This is a genomic window from Geitlerinema sp. PCC 7407 (genome assembly GCF_000317045.1).
Classification (GTDB): Bacteria; Cyanobacteriota; Cyanobacteriia; order PCC-7407; family PCC-7407; genus PCC-7407.
In genome coordinates this window covers 1,728,559-1,750,366 of record NC_019703.1, presented here as the reverse complement: position 1 = coordinate 1,750,366, position 21,808 = coordinate 1,728,559, and the positions used below count along the sequence as shown (strand labels likewise).

Sequence of the window (21,808 nt, the reverse complement as noted above, 5' to 3'; positions counted from 1 at the left end):
TCAAAACTCCAGGACCGGCCAATCGGGTTCGCGATAGTAGCGCGTCATGTCATCAAACTTCCGCAGCTCCACCCGCTGAATGTGCAGTTCCTTGGCCTGCTCCTGCCACTGCTGATTGATCTGCGTCAGGACGTCGGCCAGGGGATGGGCAAAGGCCGCTGCCTCCGGTGAGCCTTGCTCTAGGGCAGAGGGCACATCGCCAAAGTAGCCCAGGGTGATGTGACCGGTGAAGTGGTACTGCTGCTCGATGCCCAGGGCAACCAGGCTGGGATTTTGGTAGATCAGGCGCCGCAGCTGCACGATCCACTCGTAGGAGGTCTCTTCCCGGGGGGCCAGACAGACGGCGATCGCCCGCGGCATCACCAGCAGGCCCAGCACTTGCCAGCGAATCACCTGGCCCCGCAGCTGCATCTGGCGATACTGCTCGAAGCTCTGGGCCACATACTGGCGCAGCTTGCGCTCAAAGTCAGGATCATCTGCGATCGCGCTGCGATAGTCTCCATCCCAGATCAGGTCCGCCAGCGTTAGGTGCAAACTACTCGGCGGCACCGGCGTCAGCAAGCCCTCGGGCAGCTGCTTGAGCAGGGTTTCTTGGCACAGAACTAGGGATTCGTATAGATCCGTCGATGCGCCATCCTCGCCGTAGGGAGGCGTCGCGATCGTATAGCCTGGAAACTCCGCAGGCAGCCTGGGTTCGCCGGGAGCCGATGGCCTAAATTTAATAGAGGTTTGAATGCTTTGGAGCTGAGATTGATAGGTTTCGGGTAGGGTTAAACGAATCACCCGGTTTACGTACGTTTGATAGTTATCGTCCAAGTTCAACCGCCTTTAAAATCCAACGACTTTTCATGCCGATTTACCTTTACTGGGGAGAAGATGATTTTGCGCTGGGCCGAGCTGTAGAGGCTTTGCGCGATCGCACCCTTGATCCCCAATGGGCTAGCTTTAACTATGACAAAATTCCGCCAGACGAGCTAGAGAGCGTTATTCAGGGCCTAAATCAAGCCCTTACGCCTCCTTTCGGCAGCGGAGGCCGATTTGTGTGGCTGGTGGACACGCCCCTGTTCCAGAGCTGCTCGGAGGATCTGTACACAGAGCTCGAGCGATCGCTGTCCGCCATTCCCGAGACAACAACCTTACTACTGACTGGCCGCACCAAGCCCAACGGCCGCCTCAAATCCACCAAGCTGCTCACCCAGCACGCCCAGATCCAGGAGTACGCCGCCATCCCGCCCTGGAAAACCGATCGCCTGGTGCAGCAGGTCCGCCAAGCGGCCCAGGATCTGGGCCTAGCCCTCACGCCGGCCAGCCAAGACCTGATCGCGGAGGCCGTCGGCAACAACACCCGGCAGCTCTACAACGAGCTGGAGAAGCTGCGCCTCTTTAGCCAGAGCTGCGATCGCCCCCTCGACGTTGACGCAGTCGCCGCCCTGATCACCACCAGTACCCAAAACAGCCTGCAGCTCGCTGCGGCCATTCGTCAGGGCAATACGCCCTGGGCGCTGGAGCTTGTGAGCGATCTCTTGGGTCAAAACGAGCCCGCCCTCCGAATTGTCGCGACGCTGGTTGGACAGTTTCGGACGTGGCTGTGGGTCAAGCTGATGATGGCTGAGGGAGAGCGAGACGAGCGGGCGATCGCCCAGGCCGCCGAAGTCTCCAACCCCAAGCGGATTTACTTCCTCCAGCAAGAAGTGCGATCGCTCTCTCTCACCCAGCTCCAGCAAACTTTGCCGCTCCTGCTGGAGTTAGAAGTCAACCTCAAGCGGGGTGCCGAAGAACTCACGCTGCTCCAAACTAAGGTCGTTGAGCTGTGCCAGCTCTACAAAACCGGAGCTTTGGTATAAAAGAATACTAGACTAAATTGACTTGCTCCGTACCGTAGCAACCAGCAGCAGTCTTTTGGGATGAAACCCCAATCCGGCACATCTACCCAAAAGTCTTCCGGGGACACGATAGGATTATTTGCACTGCTGTCTGCCCTCCGCCCATCGCTGCGATCGCGATTGTCTGGAACGTTGCGGAACTTCCTTCGACCAAAACAGTTCACACTACCTAGATCTATCCACCCGCCTAGCGGGAGTGGAAAGACGGAAACTCCGTCTGTCTAGCATCTAAGTGCCTGCCATCTACCTCTGACAGAGTGCTACTCAAGTTCTGTTTCTTTTGCCACTCATCGCCATGATGACTTTATCGCGCTGTGCTTCTCAACGTTCTCTCTATCGCCGACTGGCGCAGTCCCTGCTAGTTGGCAGCCTCTCGACCATGGGCCTGTGGGCTGGCTTGGCGGCCGGCCCGACCCTCAATCTGGGGCGCCTAGAAATTGGCCAGTCAGCAGCCTATGCCCAGGACAGCTCGCTGATCAGCCGCTATGCTCGGGCGGTGTGGGAGGTCGAGAAAAAGCGGAGTTATTACTATCAAATGGTGAAGCCCCTGATGGGGGGCTCGGTGCCCGATGACGTGTGCAGCCGCCGCGGCCTGCCCGGACAAGTCCAGGAGATCTGCAACAAGTTCAACGCAGACTCAGCAGACATCGTCAACGAGAAGTATCGTCTCACCAACGAGCAATTTAACGATTTGACGCGCCGCCAGCGGGAAGATCCGGCGCTGCGCGATCGCATTCGTCAAGAACTGCTGCGAATCCAGGGTTAAAGCGCGATCGCCCCATCACCCATCGTGGGCTAGGGGCGATCGCATTTTTGTCGCTCACTGGGCAGACTTGGCCAATGAACCGGTTGTCCCCGGTCACCGCCCAGACTGCCGAGGCGGGGCTGCTGAGACTAGACGGCCAAGAAACGCTGCACGACCTCAGAGCTCAGTTCTCCTGTCGGGCCTGCGGCGACAATGCCGCCCTTTTGCATAGCGTAGTACCAGTCAGCCTGGCGCACGAAGTGCAGATGCTGCTCCACCAGCAACACCGAGATTCCTGTGGTCTGGATGATTCGCCGTACCGCCGCCTCGATCTCCAAGATAATCGAGGGCTGGATGCCTTCGGTGGGCTCGTCCAACACCAGCAGGCGAGGCCGCCCCATCATGGCTCGGGCGATCGCCAGCTGCTGCTGCTGTCCCCCGCTCAAGTCGCCGCCCATGCGCTCCAGCATCGTCTTGAGCACCGGGAACAGCTCAAAAATTTCCTCAGGGACGGTGTTTTGCTGGCGGCCTCGGGGGCGCGCCTCCAGGCCCAGCAGCAGATTCTCCAGCACGGTCAGGCGAGGAATGATTTCGCGGCCCTGGGGGACGTAGCCAATGCCCAAACGCGCTCGCTGATCGGGCGATCGCCGCACAATGGACTGACCATCCAGGACAATCTTGCCGCTGCGGGGGCTCAGGAGGCCCATGACCGTTTTGAGCAGGGTAGTTTTGCCGACCCCATTGCGGCCAATCAAGCAGACCATTTGCCCCGGCAGCACGCTCAGATCAACATTGCGCAAGATGTGGCTCTCGCCGTAGTAGACATTGAGATCCGAAACTTGCAGCATGGGTTGCGAAGGCGCGGTCGCGATGGTGGCGGCAGCTTGGGGCAAGGACTGGGACGGGGTTGAAGGATTCATGCGGCCTCCTGATGGGCTTCGGCTTTGCCCAGGTAAACCTCGACCACCTGGGGATCGTTTTGCACCTCGTCAATGCTGCCCTCACACAGAACGCTGCCCTCGTGGAGCACCGTCACCTTGCGGGCGATCTGGCGGACAAACTCCATGTCGTGCTCGATCACGATGATGGAGTGTTTTTCTGCCAAGGAAATGAGCAGGCTGCCGGTCAGCTCAGTCTCTTCATCGGTCAGGCCCGCCACCGGCTCATCCACCAGCAGCAGCTTCGGGGACTGGGCCAGCAGCATGCCAATTTCGAGCCACTGCTTTTCGCCGTGGGACAGCAGCCCCGCCGGCAGATTTGCCTTGGCAGAAAGACCAATGATCTCCAGCAGCTCGGCCACGCTCTGGCGCTCGGCCTGGGGCGATCGCCGCCAGAGAGTCCCCCAGACGCCCTTGTCCTGGTTGCAGGACAGATCGAGGTTCTCGCGCGGGGTGAGGTTGAGGTAAATCCGGGGCGTCTGGAACTTGCGGCCGATGCCCAGACACGCAATGCGGTGCTCTGAGAGCGATCGCAGATTGCGCCCCTGAAACAGCACTCGCCCTTCTGTGGGCTTGACTTTGCCAGTGATCACGTCCAGAAACGTCGTTTTCCCGGCACCATTGGGACCAATGATCACTCGCAATTCTCCGGCATCCATGGAGAAATTCAGGTGATTGAGGGCTCGAAACCCGTCAAAAACAACGCTGAGATTTTCAATTTCAAGAATTTTGCCATCCATCGCTGTATTCCTCAGTCCTCCGAGCCCAACTGCTGGCGCTCAAGCTCTACCTCCGGATCGGTTTCCAGGCTGGGATAGGTCATGACCCGTGGCCTCAGGCCCAAGAGTCCCTGAAGCCCCTGGAGACCGTCGGTCCGCAGCCAGCCCACGATGCCTTGGGGCAGCGCCATCACCACCACCAAGAACAGGCCCCCCTGGAAGAACAGCCACACCTCCTCAAAGCGCTCGCTGAGCAGGCTTTTGGCAAAATTCACGAGCAGCGCCCCCAGAATGGCGCCGACCAGGGTCGCCCGTCCCCCCACCGCCACCCAGATCACCATTTCGATCGAGAAAGCAATGGACAGCGCCCCCGGAGTCACGATGCCGGTTTGGGGGGTGTACAGGGCACCGCTGACCCCGGCGAGGGCTGCCGAAACGGCAAACACCAGCAGCTTGAACCCCGTCGGGTTGTAGCCGGAGAAGCGGACCCGGCTCTCATCGTCGCGAATGGCCACCAGCAAGCGGCCAAAGCGGCCGCTGGTCAGCCACCGGCACAGAGCGTAGGCCCCCGCCAGCGTCACCACCGTCACGATATAAAATCCACGCTGGGTGCTGGGTTCACTGATCGGCAACCCAAAAATCGTTTTGAAGTCTGTGAGGCCGTTAGCACCATTGATCAGCTGCTGCTGGCCGTTAAACAAGTTGAGAAAAATGATCGTGACAGCCTGGGTCAAGATCGAGAAATAAACGCCCCGGATCCGGTTGCGAAACACGAAATAGCCCAGGGCCGCCGCTACCAGCGCAGGCAAGACCACGATCGCCAGCAGAGTCAGCGGCAACGACTGGAAGGGCTGCCAGAGCCAGGGAAGCTCGGTGGCGCCGCCGTAGAGGGACATGAAGTCGGGAATCTGCGGCCCCGAGCCCGTGGGGTTTTGGAGCTTGAGGTACATGGCGAAGGCGTAGCCGCCCAGGGCAAAAAAGACGCCGTGGCCAAGGCTGAGCAGGCCCGTGAAGCCCCAAATGAGGTCAATGCCCAAAGCCGCGATCGCCAGGGCCAAGAAGCGGCCCAAAAGATTGAGGCGGAAACCGGGTAGCACCAAGGGCATCACGACCACGAGCAGGAGGGCGATCGCCCCCACGATGCCCACCTCCAGCCAGCGGCCCCGCTGACTGCGCCAGTTGATGCCCAAAAATTCGGGTTTGGAGTAAACAGTCTGGGTCATAGCGGCTCCTAGGCGTCGACGGTCCGTCCCTTTTGCGGGAAAAAGCCCGCCGGTCGGAACTGCAAAAAGACCACAATCAAGGTGAAGACCAGCACCTTGGACATGCTGGGCGAGTCAAACACATCGAAGAAATCGGCCACTGCGCCCAAGGGCTGGAAGGCAGCTACCAAGGTTCCGGCGCTGATGAGCTGATTGACGATGCCGATGGCGATCGCCGCGACGATGGTCCCCATCAGCTTGCCGACGCCCCCCAACACCACCACCACGAAGGTGTCCACGATGTAGCTCTGGCCAGTGTTCGGGCCGACCGGTCCCAGCAGGCTCAGGGCGCAGCCCGCGATTCCCGCTAGGCCCGAGCCGAGGGAGAAGGTCAAGGCGTCGACGGTTTGGGTGGGGATGCCCAGACAGGCGCTCATGCTGCGGTTTTGCATGACGGCTCGAATCCGCAGGCCCCAGCGCGATCGCTGCAAGAACCAGTAGATGCCCGCAACGCAGATCGCCGTCACGACGATGATGAAAATGCGGTAGTAGGGCAGCCGAAAATCGGCGATCGGCAGGCCGCTGAGCAGCCAGGGCGGGGCCGTCACCGCCACGTTTTGGGCCCCGAACCAGGGCCGCACCATGGCAGGCGCGTAGGCCTGACCCAGAAAAGCGCCGACGGCCCAAGCAAGTCCCGCCGACAGGGGCAGCAAGAGGGCGATCGCCCACTGGCGAATCTGTTCATAGTTGGGACGGCGGGCCAACACCGCCAACCCGCCCCAAAATAGGCCGCTGAACAGCGCCAGCCCGATGGCCAGCTGCCAGTTCACGCTGCGCACAAACTGCTGCAAAATCAGGCTCACGCCCCAGGTCGCCAGCAGCGTCTCCAGGGGGCGGCCGTAGAGGTGCCGAATCACAGTGCGCTCCAGGAGCAGACCGGCGATCGCCGTCACCCCAAAGGCCAAAATCAAGGCCGGGACAATATAAAACTCAAACCAGACACCCCCCAGGGCCTTGCAGCCATTTTGGACCAAGAAGGTGACGTAGGCCCCCAGCATGATCAGCTCCCCGTGGGCCATATTGATCACGCCCATCAGGCCGAACACGATCGCCAGCCCCAGAGCCGCCATCAATAGGACGGCCCCGATACTGACCCCGCTGAAAATAGCCTCCAAATAAGCAGATAGCAAACTTCCTCCTCGACCTTCGCCAACACAAAAACAGAGGGGTGGGAGATTCCCACCCCAGGGGCGATCGCCCTAAACCTTGTATTTGCCGCCCTTGGCCGGGTCGGACCAGTCACAGGCAAATCCCTTGGTATCCGCGACAAACTGGTTCCAGGGCAGCGGATCGACCGGCGCATCGGTGGCGTAGACGATTTCAAACAGGCCGTCATCGCGCACTTCGCCAATGCGCACCGTCTTGGACAGGTGATGGTTGTTGTTGAGCTTTACGGGGCCTTCGGGCGCATCGAAGGTCTGGCCGAGGGCCGCCGCGCGCACTCTCTCCAGATCGTCTGCCGTCCCTGCCTTTTCGACCGCCTGCTTCCAGAGGTAGACCATGATGTAGGCGGCCTCCATGGGGTCATTCACCACGCGATCGCTGCCGTACTCACCCTTGAAGGCCTCCACAAACTTCTGGCTGGCGGGGCTCTCTACTGTCTGGAAGTAGTTCCAGGCTGCGTAGTGACCCTTGAGGTACTCGACGCCAATGGCCTTGACCTCTTCTTCAGCGATGCTCACCGACATAGTGGGGTACTTGTCCGGGGTCAGGCCGGCGCCCTGGAGCTGCTTAAAGAAAGCGACGTTGCTGTCGCCGTTGAGGGTGTTGTAGATGACGCCGCCGTTGGGCAGGGCTTGGCGAATTTTGGTCACCAAGGGCGCGACTTCGACGCCGCCCAGGGGCAGATAGTCTTCGCCGACGACGTTGCCGCCGAGGGAGGCGAGCTGCGCCTTGATGATGTTGTTGGCGGTGCGGGGAAAAACGTAGTCAGAGCCGACCAAGAAGAAGTCTTTGCCCTTGTTGTCGAGGAGCCACTGCACCGAGGGCTCGATTTGCTGGTTGGGAGCCGCGCCGGTGTAGAAGATATTCTTCGAGCACTCTTGACCCTCGTACTGGACGGGGTACCACAGCATGTGGTTTTTCTCTTCGAAGACGGGCAAGACGGCTTTGCGGCTGGCCGAGGTCCAGCAGCCAAACACGGTGGCCACTCGGTCTTGGTCGATCAGCTTGCGGGCTTTCTCGGCAAAGGTGGGCCAGTCCGACGCGCCATCTTCGACGATCGCTTCGATCTGCTTGCCGAGGACGCCCCCAGCCGCATTAATTTCTTTGATGGCGAGCTGTTCAGCTTCGACCACGCTCTTTTCGCTGATGGACATGGTGCCACTGAGGGAGTGCAAGATGCCCACTTTGATGGTGTTGCCACTGCTGGCGGCGGGGGAGCTGGCGGGGCTGGCCGTGGGGCTAGCGCCGGAGGGGGAAGTGTTTGAAGGGGTGCTACAAGCTTTGAGCAAGAAGCTGGTGCCAAAGGCCGCAGAACCGTAGATCAGAAATTTGCGCCGACCAATTCGCCGTACCATAGCGCGGCTATTCTCCTCACGAAATGTCACAAGATGCGATCGCTGCACGCGTTCAGCTATGCGAGGCTCCGCCTGGTACCGCGCAAAGCCCGTTGCTTATGCGTTTTGCGGGCAGTGACACGGCGGTGCAAGCCCCAAGACTGCGATATTAAGACCACGCTAGGGCGCCGATTGTGTTGCTTGATACCAATTTTTTGGGGGGCGATCGCCCCTGAGCCCGCAGGCTTTGGCGCGGGCGATCGCCCGCAAAAGCCAGGATTTCGGGACTTGTTGTGGCCCTCTAGCCGCGGCAATCTGGCCAAAATCGGGCGCTGTGAGAAAGCGTCCCCGATTCTAAAGATTTGTCACGAAAAGCTGAGGCGCTATGCTGACATCAACGCTCCGATCGCGATTTCTCGGCCTTCGCGGGCTTTTCTGACGACAGAAGCGCAAAACGACCGCGCAAAACAATCTATGGAAGAACTGATTCGGCTGAGCCCGATCGATTTGGTGTGGGCTCTGGGACTGATGGCGATCGCCCTGGGACTGTCGGCGTGGCAGCGCCTGGGGCTGGAGGTGAATCTGGCGATCGCCACGGGGCGCACAGTGGTGCAGCTTTTGGTGGTGGGCTACTTTCTGGCCATCGTGTTTGCGTGGCAGAACCCCTTCGCCATTCTGGCCGTGGTTCTGGTGATGGGCGCGATCGCCACCATCGTCGCTCGCAACCGGATCAGCAAAAAAATTCCTCGCGTTCTGCCCCTGGTGGGCTTGTCCATGGCCGTCAGCACGGTTTTTATCTTGGCGTACACCAATTTGCTGATTCTCCAGCCCGCAAGCTGGTACGAGCCCCAGTACCTGATTCCCCTAGCAGGCATCGTCTTGGGGAACGCCATGGACGCCGCCGCGATCGCCGGAGAACGCTTCACCACCACCATCAACAGTAGCCACCTCGAAATCGAAACCCGTCTGAGCCTGGGAGCCACCCCCCAGCAAGCCGTCGCCGCCTATCGTCGCGACGCCATCAAGGCCGGACTGATTCCGATCCTAAACGCCATGCTGGTCGTGGGCATCGTCAAGCTACCCGGCATCATCACCGGCCAAATCCTCAGCGGCGCTGACCCCCTCGATGCCGCCTCCTACCAAATCTTGATCATGTTCATGCTGGCCGCCGCCGATCTCATCACCACCTCGATCGTCACAGCAGGCCTCTGCCGTCAGCTTTTCACCGAAGCCGACCAGCTTCGCCGCTACTAGTTACCGCCAAGCCACGCTCCAGCCTCGCTAGGATGGACTTAGCGTGATCCCCCTCAAGAGAGTTGACCCTTGTGTCACGGCTCGAATCACCCATTCAGGGGAGGGTATTGACAAAAACGCAACCGTAGTCTTAGAACAAAGGGTCAACTTTGGCCCTTCTATTGGCACCCATGCAGCTTCCTCTGATTGGTAAAATCGAACGCCCGATGCCCTGGCTGGTGGGTCTACTCGCCCTGGGCATCGTCGGGAGCACCGCTGTCACGATCGTGGCGCTGCAACGTCCCAAGGACGCCACCGACATCACCAGCCTGACGGTCCCCGTGACCCAAGAGGACTTGACGGTCCGCATCAGCGCAAGCGGCACCGTGGTCGCCAAGCGCAGCGTCAACCTCAGCCCCAAAACCACCGGTCGTCTCGCCGAGCTTTTTGTGGAGCAGGGCGACACCGTCTCTGCGGGGGAAATCGTGGCCCGCATGGAAAGCGACGACATCGAAGCCCAGATGATGCAGGCGCGCGCGGCTGTCGCTCAGGCCCAGGCGAATCTAGAGCGCCTGCGCAACGGCACCCGCAGCGAGGCGATCGCCCAGGCTGAGGCGGCCGTGCGGCAGGCCCAGGCCCAAGTCGCCGAAGCCCAGAGCCGCCTGAACCTGGCCAATGAACGGGTTGAGCGCAATCAGTATTTGGCAGAAGAGGGCGCCGTTTCGAGCGATCGCCTCGATGAAGTGCTCAATGAAGCCCGCAGCGCTCGGGCCGGCGTCGCCCAGGCCGAAGCCCGCGTCACCGAAGCCCGAGGGCGCCTCCAAGAGCTGCGCAACGGCAGCCGCCCCGAAGAGATCGCCGAAGCCGAAGCCCGGGTCGCCGAAGCTCGGGGGCGGCTGCAAGCCGTCGAGGTGCAGCAAGAAGACACCCTGATTCGAGCCCCCTTTAGCGGCGTGATCACCCAGCGCTACGCCGATCCGGGATCCTTTGTGACGCCGACCACCTCTGCGTCTGCCACCGAGTCCGCCTCTTCCACATCGGTGGTGGCCCTGGCAGAGGGCCTGGAGGTGCTGGCCCGGGTCCCCGAGGTGGACATCAGCCAGATTCGCCCCGGTCAGCCCGTCGAAGTGATCGCCGATGCTTATCCAGACGAGGCTTTTCAGGGAACGGTGCGCCTGGTGGCACCGGCGGCGGTGCGGGAGCGGGACGTGACGTCCTTTGAGGTGCGGGTCCAGCTCAATGAGGGCCAGGACAAGCTGCTCTCGGGCATGAATGTGGACCTCAATTTCCTGGGCGATCGCCTCCAAAATGCTCTGGTGGTGCCCACCGTCGCCATCGTCACCAAAGAGGGCAAAACCGGCGTCCTGGTCCCCGATAGCGAAAATCAGGCCGTGTTCAAGCCGGTTACCGTCGGCCCCTCGATCGGCGACCAAATCCAGGTGCTCGAAGGCCTCGACGAAGGCGATCGCGTTTTCCTAGAGCTCCCGGAAGACCAGAAACTCCAGGACATTCTCAGCGACGAGATTCAGTAGCCAAGATTCGACCCCCAGAGTCGCCCCTAGGGAAGGTGGCGGCGGCGGGCGGTGCGGCGCAGGTACACCCAGATCCCCCAGGCCAGCAGCGCCGAAACAACGTCCCGACTGAGAAACAGCAGCCAGCGCCCCTCCAAGACACCCCAGCCCGCCGAGGCGATCGCCCGTCCCAGCAGCAGCACCCCCAGCAGGGAGTTTCCCCCCAGGGCCAGCGCGAACGCCACCAGGCCCCGCTGCCACCAGCGCTCAGCCCGAGTCCGGCCCGAAATCAGGGTCAAGGGCACCCGGTCCCGCGATCGCCGTTGCAGCATCTCGAAGCGCCAAAACAGCCACACCAGCAGCGGAAAAAAGCCGTAGCTCAAAAACCGCGTCTCCGGAAAGCGAGCCGTCGACGACAGCCAATTGACCAGAGCGTGAAAGCCAATCCCTTGCAGTAGCCCCGCCAGGAGCGGCCCGCCCCCTCCCATGGCCAAGGCGTAGCCGTAGGGCGCTGCGAACAGAGCGTGCACCGGCGTCCCCAGGAGACGCTCGAAGGCTGAGGCCTGACCGCTGGCCAAGTAGAGCCAGGTTTCGTGGGCCGTGAAGCCGCAGGCGATCGCCGTCGCAGCGCTAAAGACCGTCGCAGGCGATCGCCTCTGGAGCTGAGCGAGGGCCGCGCTGGCCAGCAGCGCCCCCAGAAACTTCGCGCCCTCCTCGATAGGCCCCACGGCCAGCAGCTGGCGCAGGGCCGTCCCCAGCAAAAACACCCCCGGAAATCCCAGGGGCGATCGCCTCGCCAAGGCCATAAAGTCGAGATTCCAGCGCTGGCCGACCAGCAAGGCGCCCCCCGCCAGGAGCCAGCCCGCCACCAGGCCCGCCGCCCCAAGCCACCAAGTTGGCGATTGCCCGCGCCCCTCGCAGTACAGCCAAAAGAGCGCGGGCGGAATCACGGCCCAGGCCAGCTGCCCCAGCACTGCCACCCGGCGCTAGATCGCCTGGGCCACCAGGGTGACGTGGCGGGGTGTGTTGAAGGTGCGCGTGGGCCGTGTGAAGCCCGCCGCTTCGATGGCCTGCTCCATGTCTAGGGCGAAATAGGAATCGAGATAGGGCTCCGTGCTCTTGAGCAAGGTCAAGATGAAGGGCGGCATCTTGGCGTACACCTCAGACTGGGGGTTCATATCCATGATGGCCAGGTGGCCGCCTGGGCGGAGCAGTCGCCGAGCTTCTTTGAAAATCGCGATCGACACCTCTTGGGGCAGCTCGTGGAACATCAAGCAGGTGGATACCAGATCAAACGACTGGTCCGGCAGTCCCGTCGCCTCAGCGGGCGCGTGGACCCAGGTGACCGACTGCTGGCGGCGCTGGGCCTGGTAGCGGGCGATCGCCAAGAAGTAGGGCGACAAATCCAGCCCCGTCATCTCAGCCTCGGGATACACCTGCTGCAGCGCAAAGGCATTCATGCCCACCCCACACCCCAGGTCCAAAATCCGTCGGGGCGGCTCCGCGATCTGGGCTTGCAGCACCTCATGGTAGCTGCGGCGCATCCGCGCATCGCCCTCGACTCCAGCGTCGGGCCACAGGCGCGAGTGCACCGCGTAGGCCGCCACCTCTTCCTCCGCCGCCGGTAGCCAGCCCAGATTGCCCTCGTCGTAGGCGTGAAAGTTCTTGAGATAATAGTCGGGATAGCGGACTGCGGGGTTGGTCACCGCTGCCAGCTCCTGCTCCCATTCCGGGGCGATCGCCGCTGAGCCGCCCCGAGACAGCAGCGTCTGCACTTCTTGTTCCCAGTGGATTCCCATGGACTCCGCCCGCCGCATCATCATGGTGCGCGCTCGCTGCCGCATCAGGTTAAACAGCGGCTGAATTCCCAAAACGCCATTAATGAGCCGATCGGTGAGGCGAGGCCCCGGCTTCACAGTTCCCACAGTCATGAATTCACGCTCGTTATCGACGGTTTTGATTGCTTAGCAGGAATTTTCCCAAGCGCCTCCCCAGCCGCGGGAGCCAAGGGCTTCACTGGGTTCCCCAGGCCTATTATCCCAGAGCCTTTGGAGTTCCTAGCGGGCGATCGCCCCTATCGGGCCGCCAACCGTCCTCGAGCGCCTCCTAAACTTGCCTCAGCCCGAGACCCGCCCATCCGGCAGCACTGTCTCAAAAAGCACAGCGCTCTGGAGCGCCGCCACGGACACCTTGGCTCCCTGGAGGTTGGCGTTTGCCAGATCAGCGCCCGCCAAATTGGCCCCGGTCAGGTCAGCCCCGCTGAGGTTGACATAGCTCAGGTTGGCCTGCTGGAGATTGGCCGATCGCAGGTTCACTTTGCTCAGATCGGAGTAGCTGAGGTCGCAGGCTTGCAGACAGGCGTGCTCCAAGATGCCACCCGCCAGAGAGATGCGCGACAGGGTCTGATGGCTGAAATTGACGTAGCTCAGGTTGGGGGCAACCACCTGTAGTCGACCGTTGTTAAAGACGGCTTTGCTGAAGGTGCGATCGCCCGCTGCGTAGCGCTGGAGAAAGACACTGGCGAGGCGGGCCAAGTGCTGCTGTACCGCTTGAGCAGTGAAGCGAGGTTGGGTGTTCATTGGTGGGGCCACGGATACACTAGTAGTTCTTTTTAATACCATCTCTATTTATCCATGGCGGACAAAATTCAGTATATTTACTGAATTAACAACATTAATTTGCGTTAAGGCTCTGCACAAACGCAGAACCCCCTTTTTTCCGTCCCTTGCTCCCGCCGGGGACACCTGGCAAGCTAGGGTTGCTGCCACCCACCGTGCATCCATGCCAGAAGGTCCTGAAATTCGGCGCGCCGCAGACCAAGTCGAGCGAGCGATCGCCCGCCAGCCCCTGACAGAGATTTTCTTCGCCTTCGAGCACCTGAAGCCCTACGAAACCAAGCTCGTCACCCAAGAGATTCGCGGAGTCGAGACCAAGGGCAAAGGGATGCTGATCTGCTTCGCCCAGGGCCTGAATATTTACAGTCACAACCAGCTCTACGGTCAGTGGATGGTGCGGCGCGCCCAGGACTACCCCCCGACCAACCGGCAGCTTCGCCTCGCGATTCACACAGCCCAGAAGTCAGCCCTCCTCTACAGCGCGTCGGACATCGAGGTGCTGGCCGACGCCGAGCTGGCGACCCATTCGTTTTGGGGGCGGGTGGGGCCGGATGTGCTGAATCCTGAGACCACGCCCGAGCAGGTGCGCGATCGCCTGTTGGCTCCAGAGTTTCGGCGGCGGCGTCTGACCACCCTGCTGCTGGATCAGCATTTTTTGGCGGGCCTCGGCAACTATCTGCGCAGCGAGGTGCTGTTTGTGGCGCGGGTCCATCCAGCGCGGCGGCCCCTCGACTGCACCCCGGACCAGATGGCGCGCCTCGCCGAGGGGGCGATCGCCCTGCCGCGCCAGTCCTACGAAACCGGCGGCATCACCAACGACCTCACCCTCGCACAATCTCTCAAGGCAGCCGGCCAGCCCCGCCGACTCTATCGTCACTGGGTCTTTGGCCGCGACGGTCAGCCCTGCTTTGTCTGCGAGACACCGATCGAGAAAATCGACGCGGGCGGGCGACGCTGCTACTATTGCCCCCAATGCCAAAGCGCCTAGGGCCAAAGCGCTTTGGGCAGGCTTTTTGGCTCTTTGCAAGACGGATTTTCCGCGCTTCCGTCTGCCAGGATTTGCTACAATCCAAAACCGGTTTGGCGACTGGCTGGGGCGACCGGGTTCTTGACCTCACGCCAAAATTTTCGCTGGGTGGTCAGCCCCAAAACTCCAGCTTCTCTCCCGCGCTTTGCTGATCTCTGCTGGCTGGGGATAGGTTGACTGTTCCTCGCCCAAGTCGCCCCTAGGGAGCGCCAGTGCTCCCTTGATCCTGCCCGCGATAGGAACCTCTCCCTTGAGCAAAACAAACGTCAAAACCTGGTTTTATTGGGTCATTTTTCCCATCCATCGGCTCTTTTTGGGCTTTTATTTCCGAGCTATTTTGATCGAAGGGATCGAGCATCTGCCCCTAGAAGGCCCGTTGATTTTGGCACCGAAGCACTTCAGCCGCTGGGACCCGCTCCTCGTGGGACTGCTGAGCGTGGAGCCGCTGCGCTTCATGGCCAATGCCAATCAGTTTGAGGGGGTGCAGGGCTGGATGATCGAGCGCCTGGGGGCGTTCCCGGTGGATTTGGCGAAGCCGGGCATCTCAAGCCTGCGCTGCACCATCGAACTGCTGAAGGAAGGGCGCAAGGTGGTGCTGTTCCCAGAGGGGGGAATCGTGCGCAGCCAGGTGCTGCGATCGCTCAAGCCGGGTCTCGCGCGCTTGGTATTGCAAGCAGAGTCTTTGGCCAAGTTTTCGGAGTCGGTGCCGGTGGTGCCGATCGCGCTGCGCTACGAGCCGGGGGCCTTTTTCCGGGCAAAGGTCTATATCCAGATCCAGCCGCCCCTCTACAGCCGCCAGTTTGAGGGAGAGCGCGATCGCGATCGGGCCGATCGCTTCACCGAGGCGCTGGAGCGATCGCTGCGAGAGGGCCTGACCCACATTGGCGCGGAGAAAAGTCTCCAGCCCGATAGCGAATAGATTCAGCCGTACCGGTCCCTTCGGGTTTCCCGTCCCGTGGCTGCCGGTCGCCGCGTGCTACAACGGGGGTGCAAAGGGGCGATCGCCCCTCTCGCTCGTGACGTTTCTCCTGGCCATGGCACGCGCAGATCACCTTTACGTTTACCGCCACTACGGCTTCATCACCCACCACGGCATCGACTGTGGGGACGGCACCGTCATCCATTACAAAGAGGGCGAATCCATCGTTCGCACCACGCGAGATTTTTTTGCGCGGGGCGATGAGATTTTGGTGCGGGTCTACGATCGCTGCGACCCGCCCGACGTGGTTCTCAAGCGGGCCTTTAGCCGCCTGGGCGAACGAGACTACAGCGTCATTTTCAATAACTGCGAACACTTCGCGACCTGGTGCAAAACGGGCCAGAGCAGCAGCGACCAGATCAACAGTGCCCTGTCGGTGTCCTTTGCGGGGGGCGTGCTGGGAGGAACGCTGCTGGGGGGTGCCTTTGCGGCCCCGGCGATCGCCGCCCTCGGGCTCTACGGCGTCCACCAGCTCACCAGCCGCGCCGCCGCTACCCGCGATCCGCAGGCCAGCCGTGCCCTGCTCCAGGAGGCCCTAGAGCAGCTGCGCACCACCCACCAGCAGATCGAGCCAGCCTACCAGGCAGCCGTGCGGGAGGCCGCCCAGTGGCAGCAGGTCGCCGAAACCGCCCTGCGCCAGGGCAAGGAAGAGGTGGCCCGGGCGGCTCTCCTGCGCAAGCGCACCTGCCGCCTCCAGGCCGAAGAAAAGCGCGAACAGCTCAATCAGCTGCGGGCGATCGCCGTCTCCCTCGAAGGCAGCGTCAAAGCTTTGTCCTGATAGAGCCGCTCCAGCACCTCGGCTAGGCGCGGATCGGTGAAGTCCTGTACCACCAGATGCGCCCCCACCTCGTAGAGATGATCGGGGTCGTGGGTCGAGGCGATGCCCACGGTAAAGATCTCGGCGCCCACCGCCGAGCGAATCCCCGACGGCGAATCCTCAAAGGCGATCGCCCCCGCAGGCTCCTCCCCGAGCTGGGCCAGGGCGTGGCGGTAGGGGGCCGGGTGGGGCTTGCCCTGGGGCATCTCCGCCGCCAGCACCACCAGCCCAAAGGTTTCCTGGAGGCCCAGCCCCCGCAGCATAAATTCAGCGTTTTCTCGCGGGGCATTGGTGACCACCGCCGTTTTCAGGGCGCGATCGCTCAGCCAGCCCAGCACATCGTGCAGCCCCGCCATGGGCTGCAGCGTCTCCACCAGCTCCCGAAAATAGACCTCCTTGCGATCGGCAAAGGCCGTGCTGGTCGCCTCATCGTAGTGGGGAAACAGGTCCTGCATGATCACCGGATTGAGGCGGCCGCTGATCCGCGTTTGGTAGAAGTGCTCGTCGATCTCGAGGCCATGGTCCCGCAGCAGCTCCTGCCACGCCCGAAAGTGCACGGGATCGGTATGGGTCAGCGTGCCGTCCAGGTCAAAAAGAAGTGCCGCCATGGCTGTAACATTCCGCAAGGTTTCTACAGCCCCATTGTGCCTCGGGGGCGATCGCTTTTGTCGGTCACCCGGCGAACACCCCCTCGGTTTCACCTTCGTCACGCAGAGTCAGAGGAGCAGCCCTTGCGCTCCTCTGACACAGGCAACAATTCTCTGGCCAACTCCGATCGAAGCGCAGGAGTTAACGGGTCAAACTTTCCAGACTCAGGGGCACCAGATCCCCCGTCGTCGTCAACCCCAGCCACATCTGCTCCTGGGGGCGAATGCGCTTGCCCGTCAACACGCACTGCTCCTCGCGCTGGGCAGTGGCCGGCAAGCTGGCGCGAATTTCATCTTGGGAAAACTGAGGCCGATAGTCACCGGACTTTTGCTGGACGTAGCTCCACAGCACGTCGCGAATCAGGGCCTGATAGCCCTGGTGGCCAGCTAGCTCCTTGAGTTTGTCCTTCAGCTCGCGCTCCAGGCGGATGCTAGTGACTTCCATGTCGGTGGTGCTTGTTCTCATCATGGTGGGCATTGTTAAGCGCTCCTAGGAAATTTAGACAGCATGTACTACACCTGTAGTATGACACCCGTTCCTGGGAGTGTCCAATGTCCCCGCTCAGAGCGTCTCCCCCAGCCTTCCGAGACCCTTGCTAGACTGAGAAATGCAGGCGATCGCCCCTTGAAAGGGTTTTCAGAAGGCGATCGCCTTTGCTTTGGTTTTGCTTTGACTGTCTTCCTAGCGCTAGCAAAGGACGCGATTCATGCCGCCGACTCTTCTGCTCTCTCGCGAACTGCCTACCCTCCAGTACGACGCCACCCCCAATCGCTTCGATAGCAGCTGGGAGGCTCCCCTCTCCACCCTGCTCGGCCTGGGCCGCGCGGCAGGCGCAGACTTCGTGGAGTTCTTCTTGGAGCGCGTCAACTACATCAGCGCCCTGGCCGAAGACGAGCTGATCACCAGCATCTCGCCGCGTCTGTCCACCGGGGCCGGAGTCCGCATTTTCCGGGGCAAAGCCGACTGCTACGTCAGCACCAACAACCTCTCCTTCGACGGCCTCAAAACCGCCCTCGAGAAGGGCCTTTCGATCTTGGGCCTGCACCTGCCCGGCCCCAACGCCTACATTCCCGAGATCAATCTTGAGCCGCTGCGAGACTACGCCGTCCTGCGCAGCAAAGACGTCTGGCTGCCCGAGTGCAGCCCCATCAGCGAGATGGGCGATGTACTCCTAGCGGCCAATGCCAGCCTGGGCCAGAAAGCGACCCATGCCCAGTCTCGCCGCACCGCCTACTTCCGGGATTGGCAAGAGGTGCTCGTCGCGGCCAGTGACGGCACCTTCGCCCACGACATCCGCCTGACCCAGTCCGTCGGCTGTAGCCTCCTGTGCGCCGACGGTGCCCACCGCTCCTCCATCAGCAAGCGCGACGGCAGCACTGATGATCCGGCCTTCCTACGCACCTGGAACTACGGCGCCAACGCCGAGGAAGTCGCCGAGTCCGCGGGCAAAATGCTCTACGCCGACTACGTGGAATCCGGCACCTACCCGATCATCATGGCCAATCAGTTTGGCGGCGTGATTTTTCATGAGGCCTGCGGTCACCTACTGGAGACGACGCAAATTGAGCGCAAGACCACGCCCTTTGCTGACAAGAAAGGGGAGAAAATCGCCCACGAAAGCCTGACCGCCTGGGATGAAGGGCGATCGCCCAATGCCTTTGGCACCATCGACATGGACGATGAGGGCATGCCCGCCCAGCGCACCCTGCTGATCGAAAACGGCATTCTCAAGAACTTCCTGTCGGACCGCGCTGGCTCCTGGCGCACCGGCCATCCCCGGACCGGCAGCGGTCGTCGCCAGGGCTTCGCCTATGCGGCGGCGTCCCGGATGCGCAACACCTACATTGCGCCCGGTGACCACAGCCTGGATGACCTCTTTGCCTCCGTCGACAAAGGCATTTACTGCAAGAAGATGGGCGGCGGCAGCGTCGGCGCGACGGGCCAGTTCAACTTCGGCGTGGATGAGGCCTACCTGATCGAAAACGGCCAGATCACCAAGCCCCTCAAGGGCGCCACCCTGATCGGCGAAGCCAAGGAAATCATGAACAAAATTTCTATGTGCTCGCAAGATCTGGGTCTGGCGGCGGGCTTCTGCGGCTCCATCAGCGGCAGCATCTATGTCACCGTGGGTCAGCCCCATATCAAGGTTGATTCCATCACGGTGGGCGGTCGATAGACGCAAGCAATTGTGCAGAGATTCTAGGGAAGAGCGCAGTGTTAGATATTCAAGAGTTGTCCAAACAGGCCCAGATCGCAGCAGAAGCGCTGGGCATCCAGAAGTTCGATGTGTGTGGGTCTTCGGTGGACGAGACCAGTGTGCAGGTCGACCAGGGAGAGCCCAAACAGGTCAAAGCGTCCAATCGCTCGGGCGTGATCGTGCGGGTGTGGAATGACGAGCATCAGGTGGGGGTGACCAGCACCACCGATGTGGATCCAGAAGGGCTCAAGCTGGCGCTGAAAACCGCTCAGGAAGCGAGCTTTTTTGGCATTCGGGAGCACGCGCCGGACTTCAGTCCGGAGGCGGCAGTGGCGATCGAGGTGCCAGCCCACGAGCGGGTCGCGCCCGCCCCGGTCGACCAGCTGATCGAGAAGCTGGTCGACGCCGAGAAGCGCCTGACGGAAGCTCACCCGGCGATCGCCGGGGTTCCCTACAATGGCCTGTCCCAGCGGGACGTGGAGCGCTTCTATCTCAACAGTGAGGGAGCCAAGCGCCACGAGGTGGGGTCCTACGCGTCCATCTATCTCTACAGCAAGACCGAGGAAGAGGGCAAAAAGCCCCGCAGCGCGGGCGCTTTTCGGATCAGCCGGGGCCTGAATGCGCTGGATGTGGAAGGCTGCCTGACGGAGGCCGCCGAAAAAACCATCAGCCACCTCAACTACGACAAGATCCCCTCGGGCAAGTACCGCGTGGTCTTTTCGCCGGAGGCTTTCTTGAGCCTGCTGGGGGCTTTTTCGAATCTGTTCAATGCCCAGAGCATTTTGGATAAGCAAAGCCTCTCGACGCCGGAGTCCCTGGGCAAGGCGATCGCCTCTCCCCTGCTGTCGGTCTATGACGATGCGCTGCACCCGGCCAACGTGGGCGGCGAAGCCTTTGACGATGAGGGGACGCCGACCCGCCGGATCCCCCTGATCGAAAACGGCGTGCTAGCCAACTTCATTCACAGCGCCGGAACCGCCAAGCGGATGCAGGCCCAGCCCACCGGCCACGCCAACATCGGCGCTAAGGTGACCGTGAGTCCGCATTTTTACCATGTGGTGGGGGCACCGGCAGAGACGACCTACAGCCTCGATGAAGCCGAGAATGTGGTGCTGATCGACGATGTGTCGGCCCTCCACGCGGGGGTCAATGCCCTTCAGGGGTCCTTCTCGCTGCCCTTTGATGGCTGGCTGGTCAACAAGGGCGATCGCGTGAGTATCGAGTCGGCCACAGTTGCCGGAGATTTTCTGGAACTGCTACAATCCATTCTCTTTGTGGAGCCAGAGGCCGAACTCACGCCCAATGGGGTGAGCCCGCGCGTGTGGGTTGAGGGTCTCTCGATCACGGGCGAGTAGTTCGCGCAGCGCCTGGGGGCGATCGCCCGCCGTTCAATGTTTCTTTGAGTACCGCCAACATGCCCAAGTGGAAGCTGGTGACCGAGTTCACCTTCGACAGTGCCCATCAGATCCGTGACTATGACGGCCCCTGCGGTCGTCTGCATGGTCATACCTATCGGGTGCGCATCGAGGCCACCTCGCACCAGCTCCACGCCTCCCAGTACTGCCCCCATCCGGTGATGGTGGCGGACTTTCGGACCCTGCGCTGGGCTAAGCGCGACGTGACCAAGGGCGGCCTAGACCACGGCGTGCTCAATGAGGTGATGCCGCCAGAGTACGAAACCACGGCGGAGATGATCGCCCAGTACATCTACGATCGCACCAAGAAAGATCTGCCCGAAGGCATCAAGCTGAAGGTGGCAGTCTCCGAAACTCCCAACACCTGGGCTGAGTACGAAGACGATGACTAAGACCGAGGTCCTCACCTACCCTGTGGTAGAGATGTTCCACTCGGTGCAGGGAGAAGGCCACTGGGCCGGTACCAGCGCATTCTTTGTGCGGCTGGCGGGATGCGATGTGGGCTGCTGGTTTTGTGATACCAAGGAGTCCTGGAACGCCAAGCGCCACCCCCAGCACTCCGTGGAAGAAATTGCGTCAGCGGCGATCGCGGCTCGACCGGCGATCGCGGTGATCACGGGCGGCGAGCCGCTGCTCCACGATCTCGGCCCCCTCACCCAGGCCCTGCGATCGCGCGGTCTGCGGGTCCAGCTCGAAACCTCGGGTGCCCATCCCTTCAGCGGTCACCTAGACTGGGTTACCCTTTCCCCCAAACCCTTCAAGGCTCCGCATCCTAGCGTCTATTGCCACGTCAATGAACTGAAAGTGGTCATTACCCAGGCCCAAGACTTTGCCTGGGCCGAAGAACAGGCAGCTCAGGTGCCCGCCAGCGCGCTGCGGCTGCTGCAGCCGGAGTGGAGCACCCCCGAAAGCCAGCAGCTCATTTTTGACTACGTGCTCCAGCATCCCCAGTGGCGCGTTAGCCTCCAGACCCACAAGTTTTTGGGCGTTCGCTAGCGGTCCCGTGAGTCTCCCAGCCTAGGACTTGGGGGCGATCGCCTCCTGGTCTGCCGCCACAACTCGCAAAATGCGCTCGACGTAAGCCGATCGCTGCTGAGCGCGCTCCTTGGCTGCTGCCTCATCCGGCTGGTAAGCGGAGATTTCGGACTGGGACAGCAGGCCCTTGGCCTCGGCCAGCCGCTCCACTGCATCGAGGCGATCGCGCAGGACAGACACCTCTTCCGCCAGAGCCAGCACGATCGCCAGCAGCTTATCGGTCTCTGAATTTTCGAAATAGATGGGGCGCTTGCCCTTCGCAACTTTCGTCATAGATTCGCCTCAG

Annotated in this window: 23 protein-coding genes; 11 read left to right on the top strand and 12 right to left on the bottom strand. The window is 61.7% G+C overall.

Translation table 11 applies throughout. The features are described from left to right. The gene (locus tag GEI7407_RS07440) at positions 1-816 is read right to left on the bottom strand and encodes a hypothetical protein (RefSeq protein WP_015171527.1); all 816 of its coding nucleotides are present in this window, start codon (positions 814-816) and stop codon (positions 1-3) included. 32 nt (positions 817-848) lie between these two features. On the opposite strand from GEI7407_RS07440, the gene holA reads away from it, so the two are divergent. Both holA and GEI7407_RS07430 read left to right on the top strand, forming a co-directional pair. Further along, on the top strand, positions 849-1,844 hold the full coding sequence (gene holA, locus GEI7407_RS07435; RefSeq protein WP_015171526.1) for a DNA polymerase III subunit delta: 996 nt from the start codon (positions 849-851) through the stop codon (positions 1,842-1,844). A gap of 334 nt (positions 1,845-2,178) precedes the next feature. Continuing rightward, complete coding sequence (locus tag GEI7407_RS07430) at positions 2,179-2,649, top strand: DUF4168 domain-containing protein (RefSeq protein WP_015171525.1); 471 nt, start codon at positions 2,179-2,181, stop codon at positions 2,647-2,649. A gap of 128 nt (positions 2,650-2,777) precedes the next feature. On the opposite strand, the gene urtE is transcribed toward GEI7407_RS07430, so the two are convergent. The 5 genes from urtE to urtA all read right to left on the bottom strand — a co-directional run bounded on the left by urtE (position 2,778) and on the right by urtA (position 8,066). Next, a complete protein-coding gene (gene urtE / locus GEI7407_RS07425; RefSeq protein WP_041268803.1) occupies positions 2,778-3,476 on the bottom strand; it encodes an urea ABC transporter ATP-binding subunit UrtE in 699 nt (232 codons plus the stop codon). A gap of 68 nt (positions 3,477-3,544) precedes the next feature. Next, entirely contained in the window at positions 3,545-4,306 is a 762-nt protein-coding gene (gene urtD / locus GEI7407_RS07420) for an urea ABC transporter ATP-binding protein UrtD (RefSeq protein ID WP_015171523.1), read from the bottom strand. Between the two features lie 11 nt (positions 4,307-4,317). Then, positions 4,318-5,508 carry an urea ABC transporter permease subunit UrtC gene (gene urtC / locus GEI7407_RS07415; protein WP_015171522.1) on the bottom strand — a complete coding sequence of 397 codons (1,191 nt, stop codon included), beginning with the start codon at positions 5,506-5,508 and terminating at the stop codon, positions 4,318-4,320. Between the two features lie 8 nt (positions 5,509-5,516). Beyond that, a complete protein-coding gene (locus GEI7407_RS07410) occupies positions 5,517-6,677 on the bottom strand; it encodes an ABC transporter permease subunit (RefSeq protein ID WP_015171521.1) in 1,161 nt (386 codons plus the stop codon). Between the two features lie 69 nt (positions 6,678-6,746). After that, positions 6,747-8,066, bottom strand: coding sequence for an urea ABC transporter substrate-binding protein (gene urtA, locus GEI7407_RS07405; protein ID WP_015171520.1), 1,320 nt, complete (start codon positions 8,064-8,066; stop codon positions 6,747-6,749). Positions 8,067-8,519: 453 nt separating this feature from the next. Here urtA and GEI7407_RS07400 point away from each other — a divergent pair, with 453 nt between their 5' ends. Beyond that, complete coding sequence (locus GEI7407_RS07400) at positions 8,520-9,299, top strand: ABC transporter permease (RefSeq protein ID WP_041268802.1); 780 nt, start codon at positions 8,520-8,522, stop codon at positions 9,297-9,299. Positions 9,300-9,469: 170 nt separating this feature from the next. Further along, positions 9,470-10,810: an efflux RND transporter periplasmic adaptor subunit gene (locus GEI7407_RS07395; protein ID WP_015171518.1), complete on the top strand. Its 1,341-nt coding sequence runs from the start codon at positions 9,470-9,472 to the stop codon at positions 10,808-10,810. Positions 10,811-10,836: 26 nt separating this feature from the next. On the opposite strand, the gene GEI7407_RS07390 is transcribed toward GEI7407_RS07395, so the two are convergent. The 3 genes from GEI7407_RS07390 to GEI7407_RS07380 form a co-directional block, all read right to left on the bottom strand. Then, positions 10,837-11,769 carry a PrsW family glutamic-type intramembrane protease gene (locus tag GEI7407_RS07390; RefSeq protein ID WP_041268322.1) on the bottom strand — a complete coding sequence of 311 codons (933 nt, stop codon included), beginning with the start codon at positions 11,767-11,769 and terminating at the stop codon, positions 10,837-10,839. Positions 11,770-11,775: 6 nt separating this feature from the next. Next, positions 11,776-12,720: a class I SAM-dependent methyltransferase gene (locus GEI7407_RS07385; protein WP_015171516.1), complete on the bottom strand. Its 945-nt coding sequence runs from the start codon at positions 12,718-12,720 to the stop codon at positions 11,776-11,778. Positions 12,721-12,906: 186 nt separating this feature from the next. Further along, complete coding sequence (locus GEI7407_RS07380; protein ID WP_015171515.1) at positions 12,907-13,368, bottom strand: pentapeptide repeat-containing protein; 462 nt, start codon at positions 13,366-13,368, stop codon at positions 12,907-12,909. Positions 13,369-13,570: 202 nt separating this feature from the next. Here GEI7407_RS07380 and nei point away from each other — a divergent pair, with 202 nt between their 5' ends. From nei to GEI7407_RS07365, 3 genes are all read left to right on the top strand, one after another. After that, the gene (gene nei / locus GEI7407_RS07375) at positions 13,571-14,392 is read left to right on the top strand and encodes an endonuclease VIII (protein WP_015171514.1); all 822 of its coding nucleotides are present in this window, start codon (positions 13,571-13,573) and stop codon (positions 14,390-14,392) included. 289 nt (positions 14,393-14,681) lie between these two features. Further along, on the top strand, positions 14,682-15,350 hold the full coding sequence (locus tag GEI7407_RS07370) for a 1-acyl-sn-glycerol-3-phosphate acyltransferase (protein WP_150109732.1): 669 nt from the start codon (positions 14,682-14,684) through the stop codon (positions 15,348-15,350). Between the two features lie 115 nt (positions 15,351-15,465). Next, positions 15,466-16,188, top strand: coding sequence for a lecithin retinol acyltransferase family protein (locus GEI7407_RS07365; RefSeq protein ID WP_015171512.1), 723 nt, complete (start codon positions 15,466-15,468; stop codon positions 16,186-16,188). Here the strand turns inward: GEI7407_RS07365 and GEI7407_RS07360 are convergent. Further along, positions 16,134-16,835, bottom strand: a complete 702-nt coding sequence (locus GEI7407_RS07360) for an HAD family phosphatase (RefSeq protein ID WP_015171511.1) — start codon at positions 16,833-16,835, stop codon at positions 16,134-16,136. The genes GEI7407_RS07365 and GEI7407_RS07360 overlap by 55 nt on opposite strands. A gap of 181 nt (positions 16,836-17,016) precedes the next feature. Then, positions 17,017-17,352: a hypothetical protein gene (locus GEI7407_RS07355; RefSeq protein WP_015171510.1), complete on the bottom strand. Its 336-nt coding sequence runs from the start codon at positions 17,350-17,352 to the stop codon at positions 17,017-17,019. 229 nt (positions 17,353-17,581) lie between these two features. On the opposite strand from GEI7407_RS07355, the gene GEI7407_RS07350 reads away from it, so the two are divergent. The 4 genes from GEI7407_RS07350 to GEI7407_RS07335 are packed head-to-tail and all read left to right on the top strand — an operon-like array spanning position 17,582 to position 21,483. Continuing rightward, positions 17,582-19,051, top strand: a complete 1,470-nt coding sequence (locus GEI7407_RS07350) for a TldD/PmbA family protein (protein WP_015171509.1) — start codon at positions 17,582-17,584, stop codon at positions 19,049-19,051. Positions 19,052-19,089: 38 nt separating this feature from the next. After that, entirely contained in the window at positions 19,090-20,427 is a 1,338-nt protein-coding gene (locus GEI7407_RS07345) for a TldD/PmbA family protein (protein WP_015171508.1), read from the top strand. Positions 20,428-20,486: 59 nt separating this feature from the next. Then, the gene (locus GEI7407_RS07340) at positions 20,487-20,879 is read left to right on the top strand and encodes a 6-pyruvoyl tetrahydropterin synthase family protein (protein WP_015171507.1); all 393 of its coding nucleotides are present in this window, start codon (positions 20,487-20,489) and stop codon (positions 20,877-20,879) included. After that, complete coding sequence (locus GEI7407_RS07335; protein WP_015171506.1) at positions 20,872-21,483, top strand: 7-carboxy-7-deazaguanine synthase QueE; 612 nt, start codon at positions 20,872-20,874, stop codon at positions 21,481-21,483. The genes GEI7407_RS07340 and GEI7407_RS07335 overlap by 8 nt, the downstream gene beginning before the upstream one ends. Before the next feature lie 21 nt (positions 21,484-21,504). Here GEI7407_RS07335 and GEI7407_RS07330 read toward each other — a convergent pair whose 3' ends face one another. Then, positions 21,505-21,795 (bottom strand): hypothetical protein, encoded by a 291-nt coding sequence (locus GEI7407_RS07330; RefSeq protein ID WP_015171505.1) that lies wholly within the window; start codon positions 21,793-21,795, stop codon positions 21,505-21,507. Between the last annotated feature and the right edge of the window lie 13 nt (positions 21,796-21,808).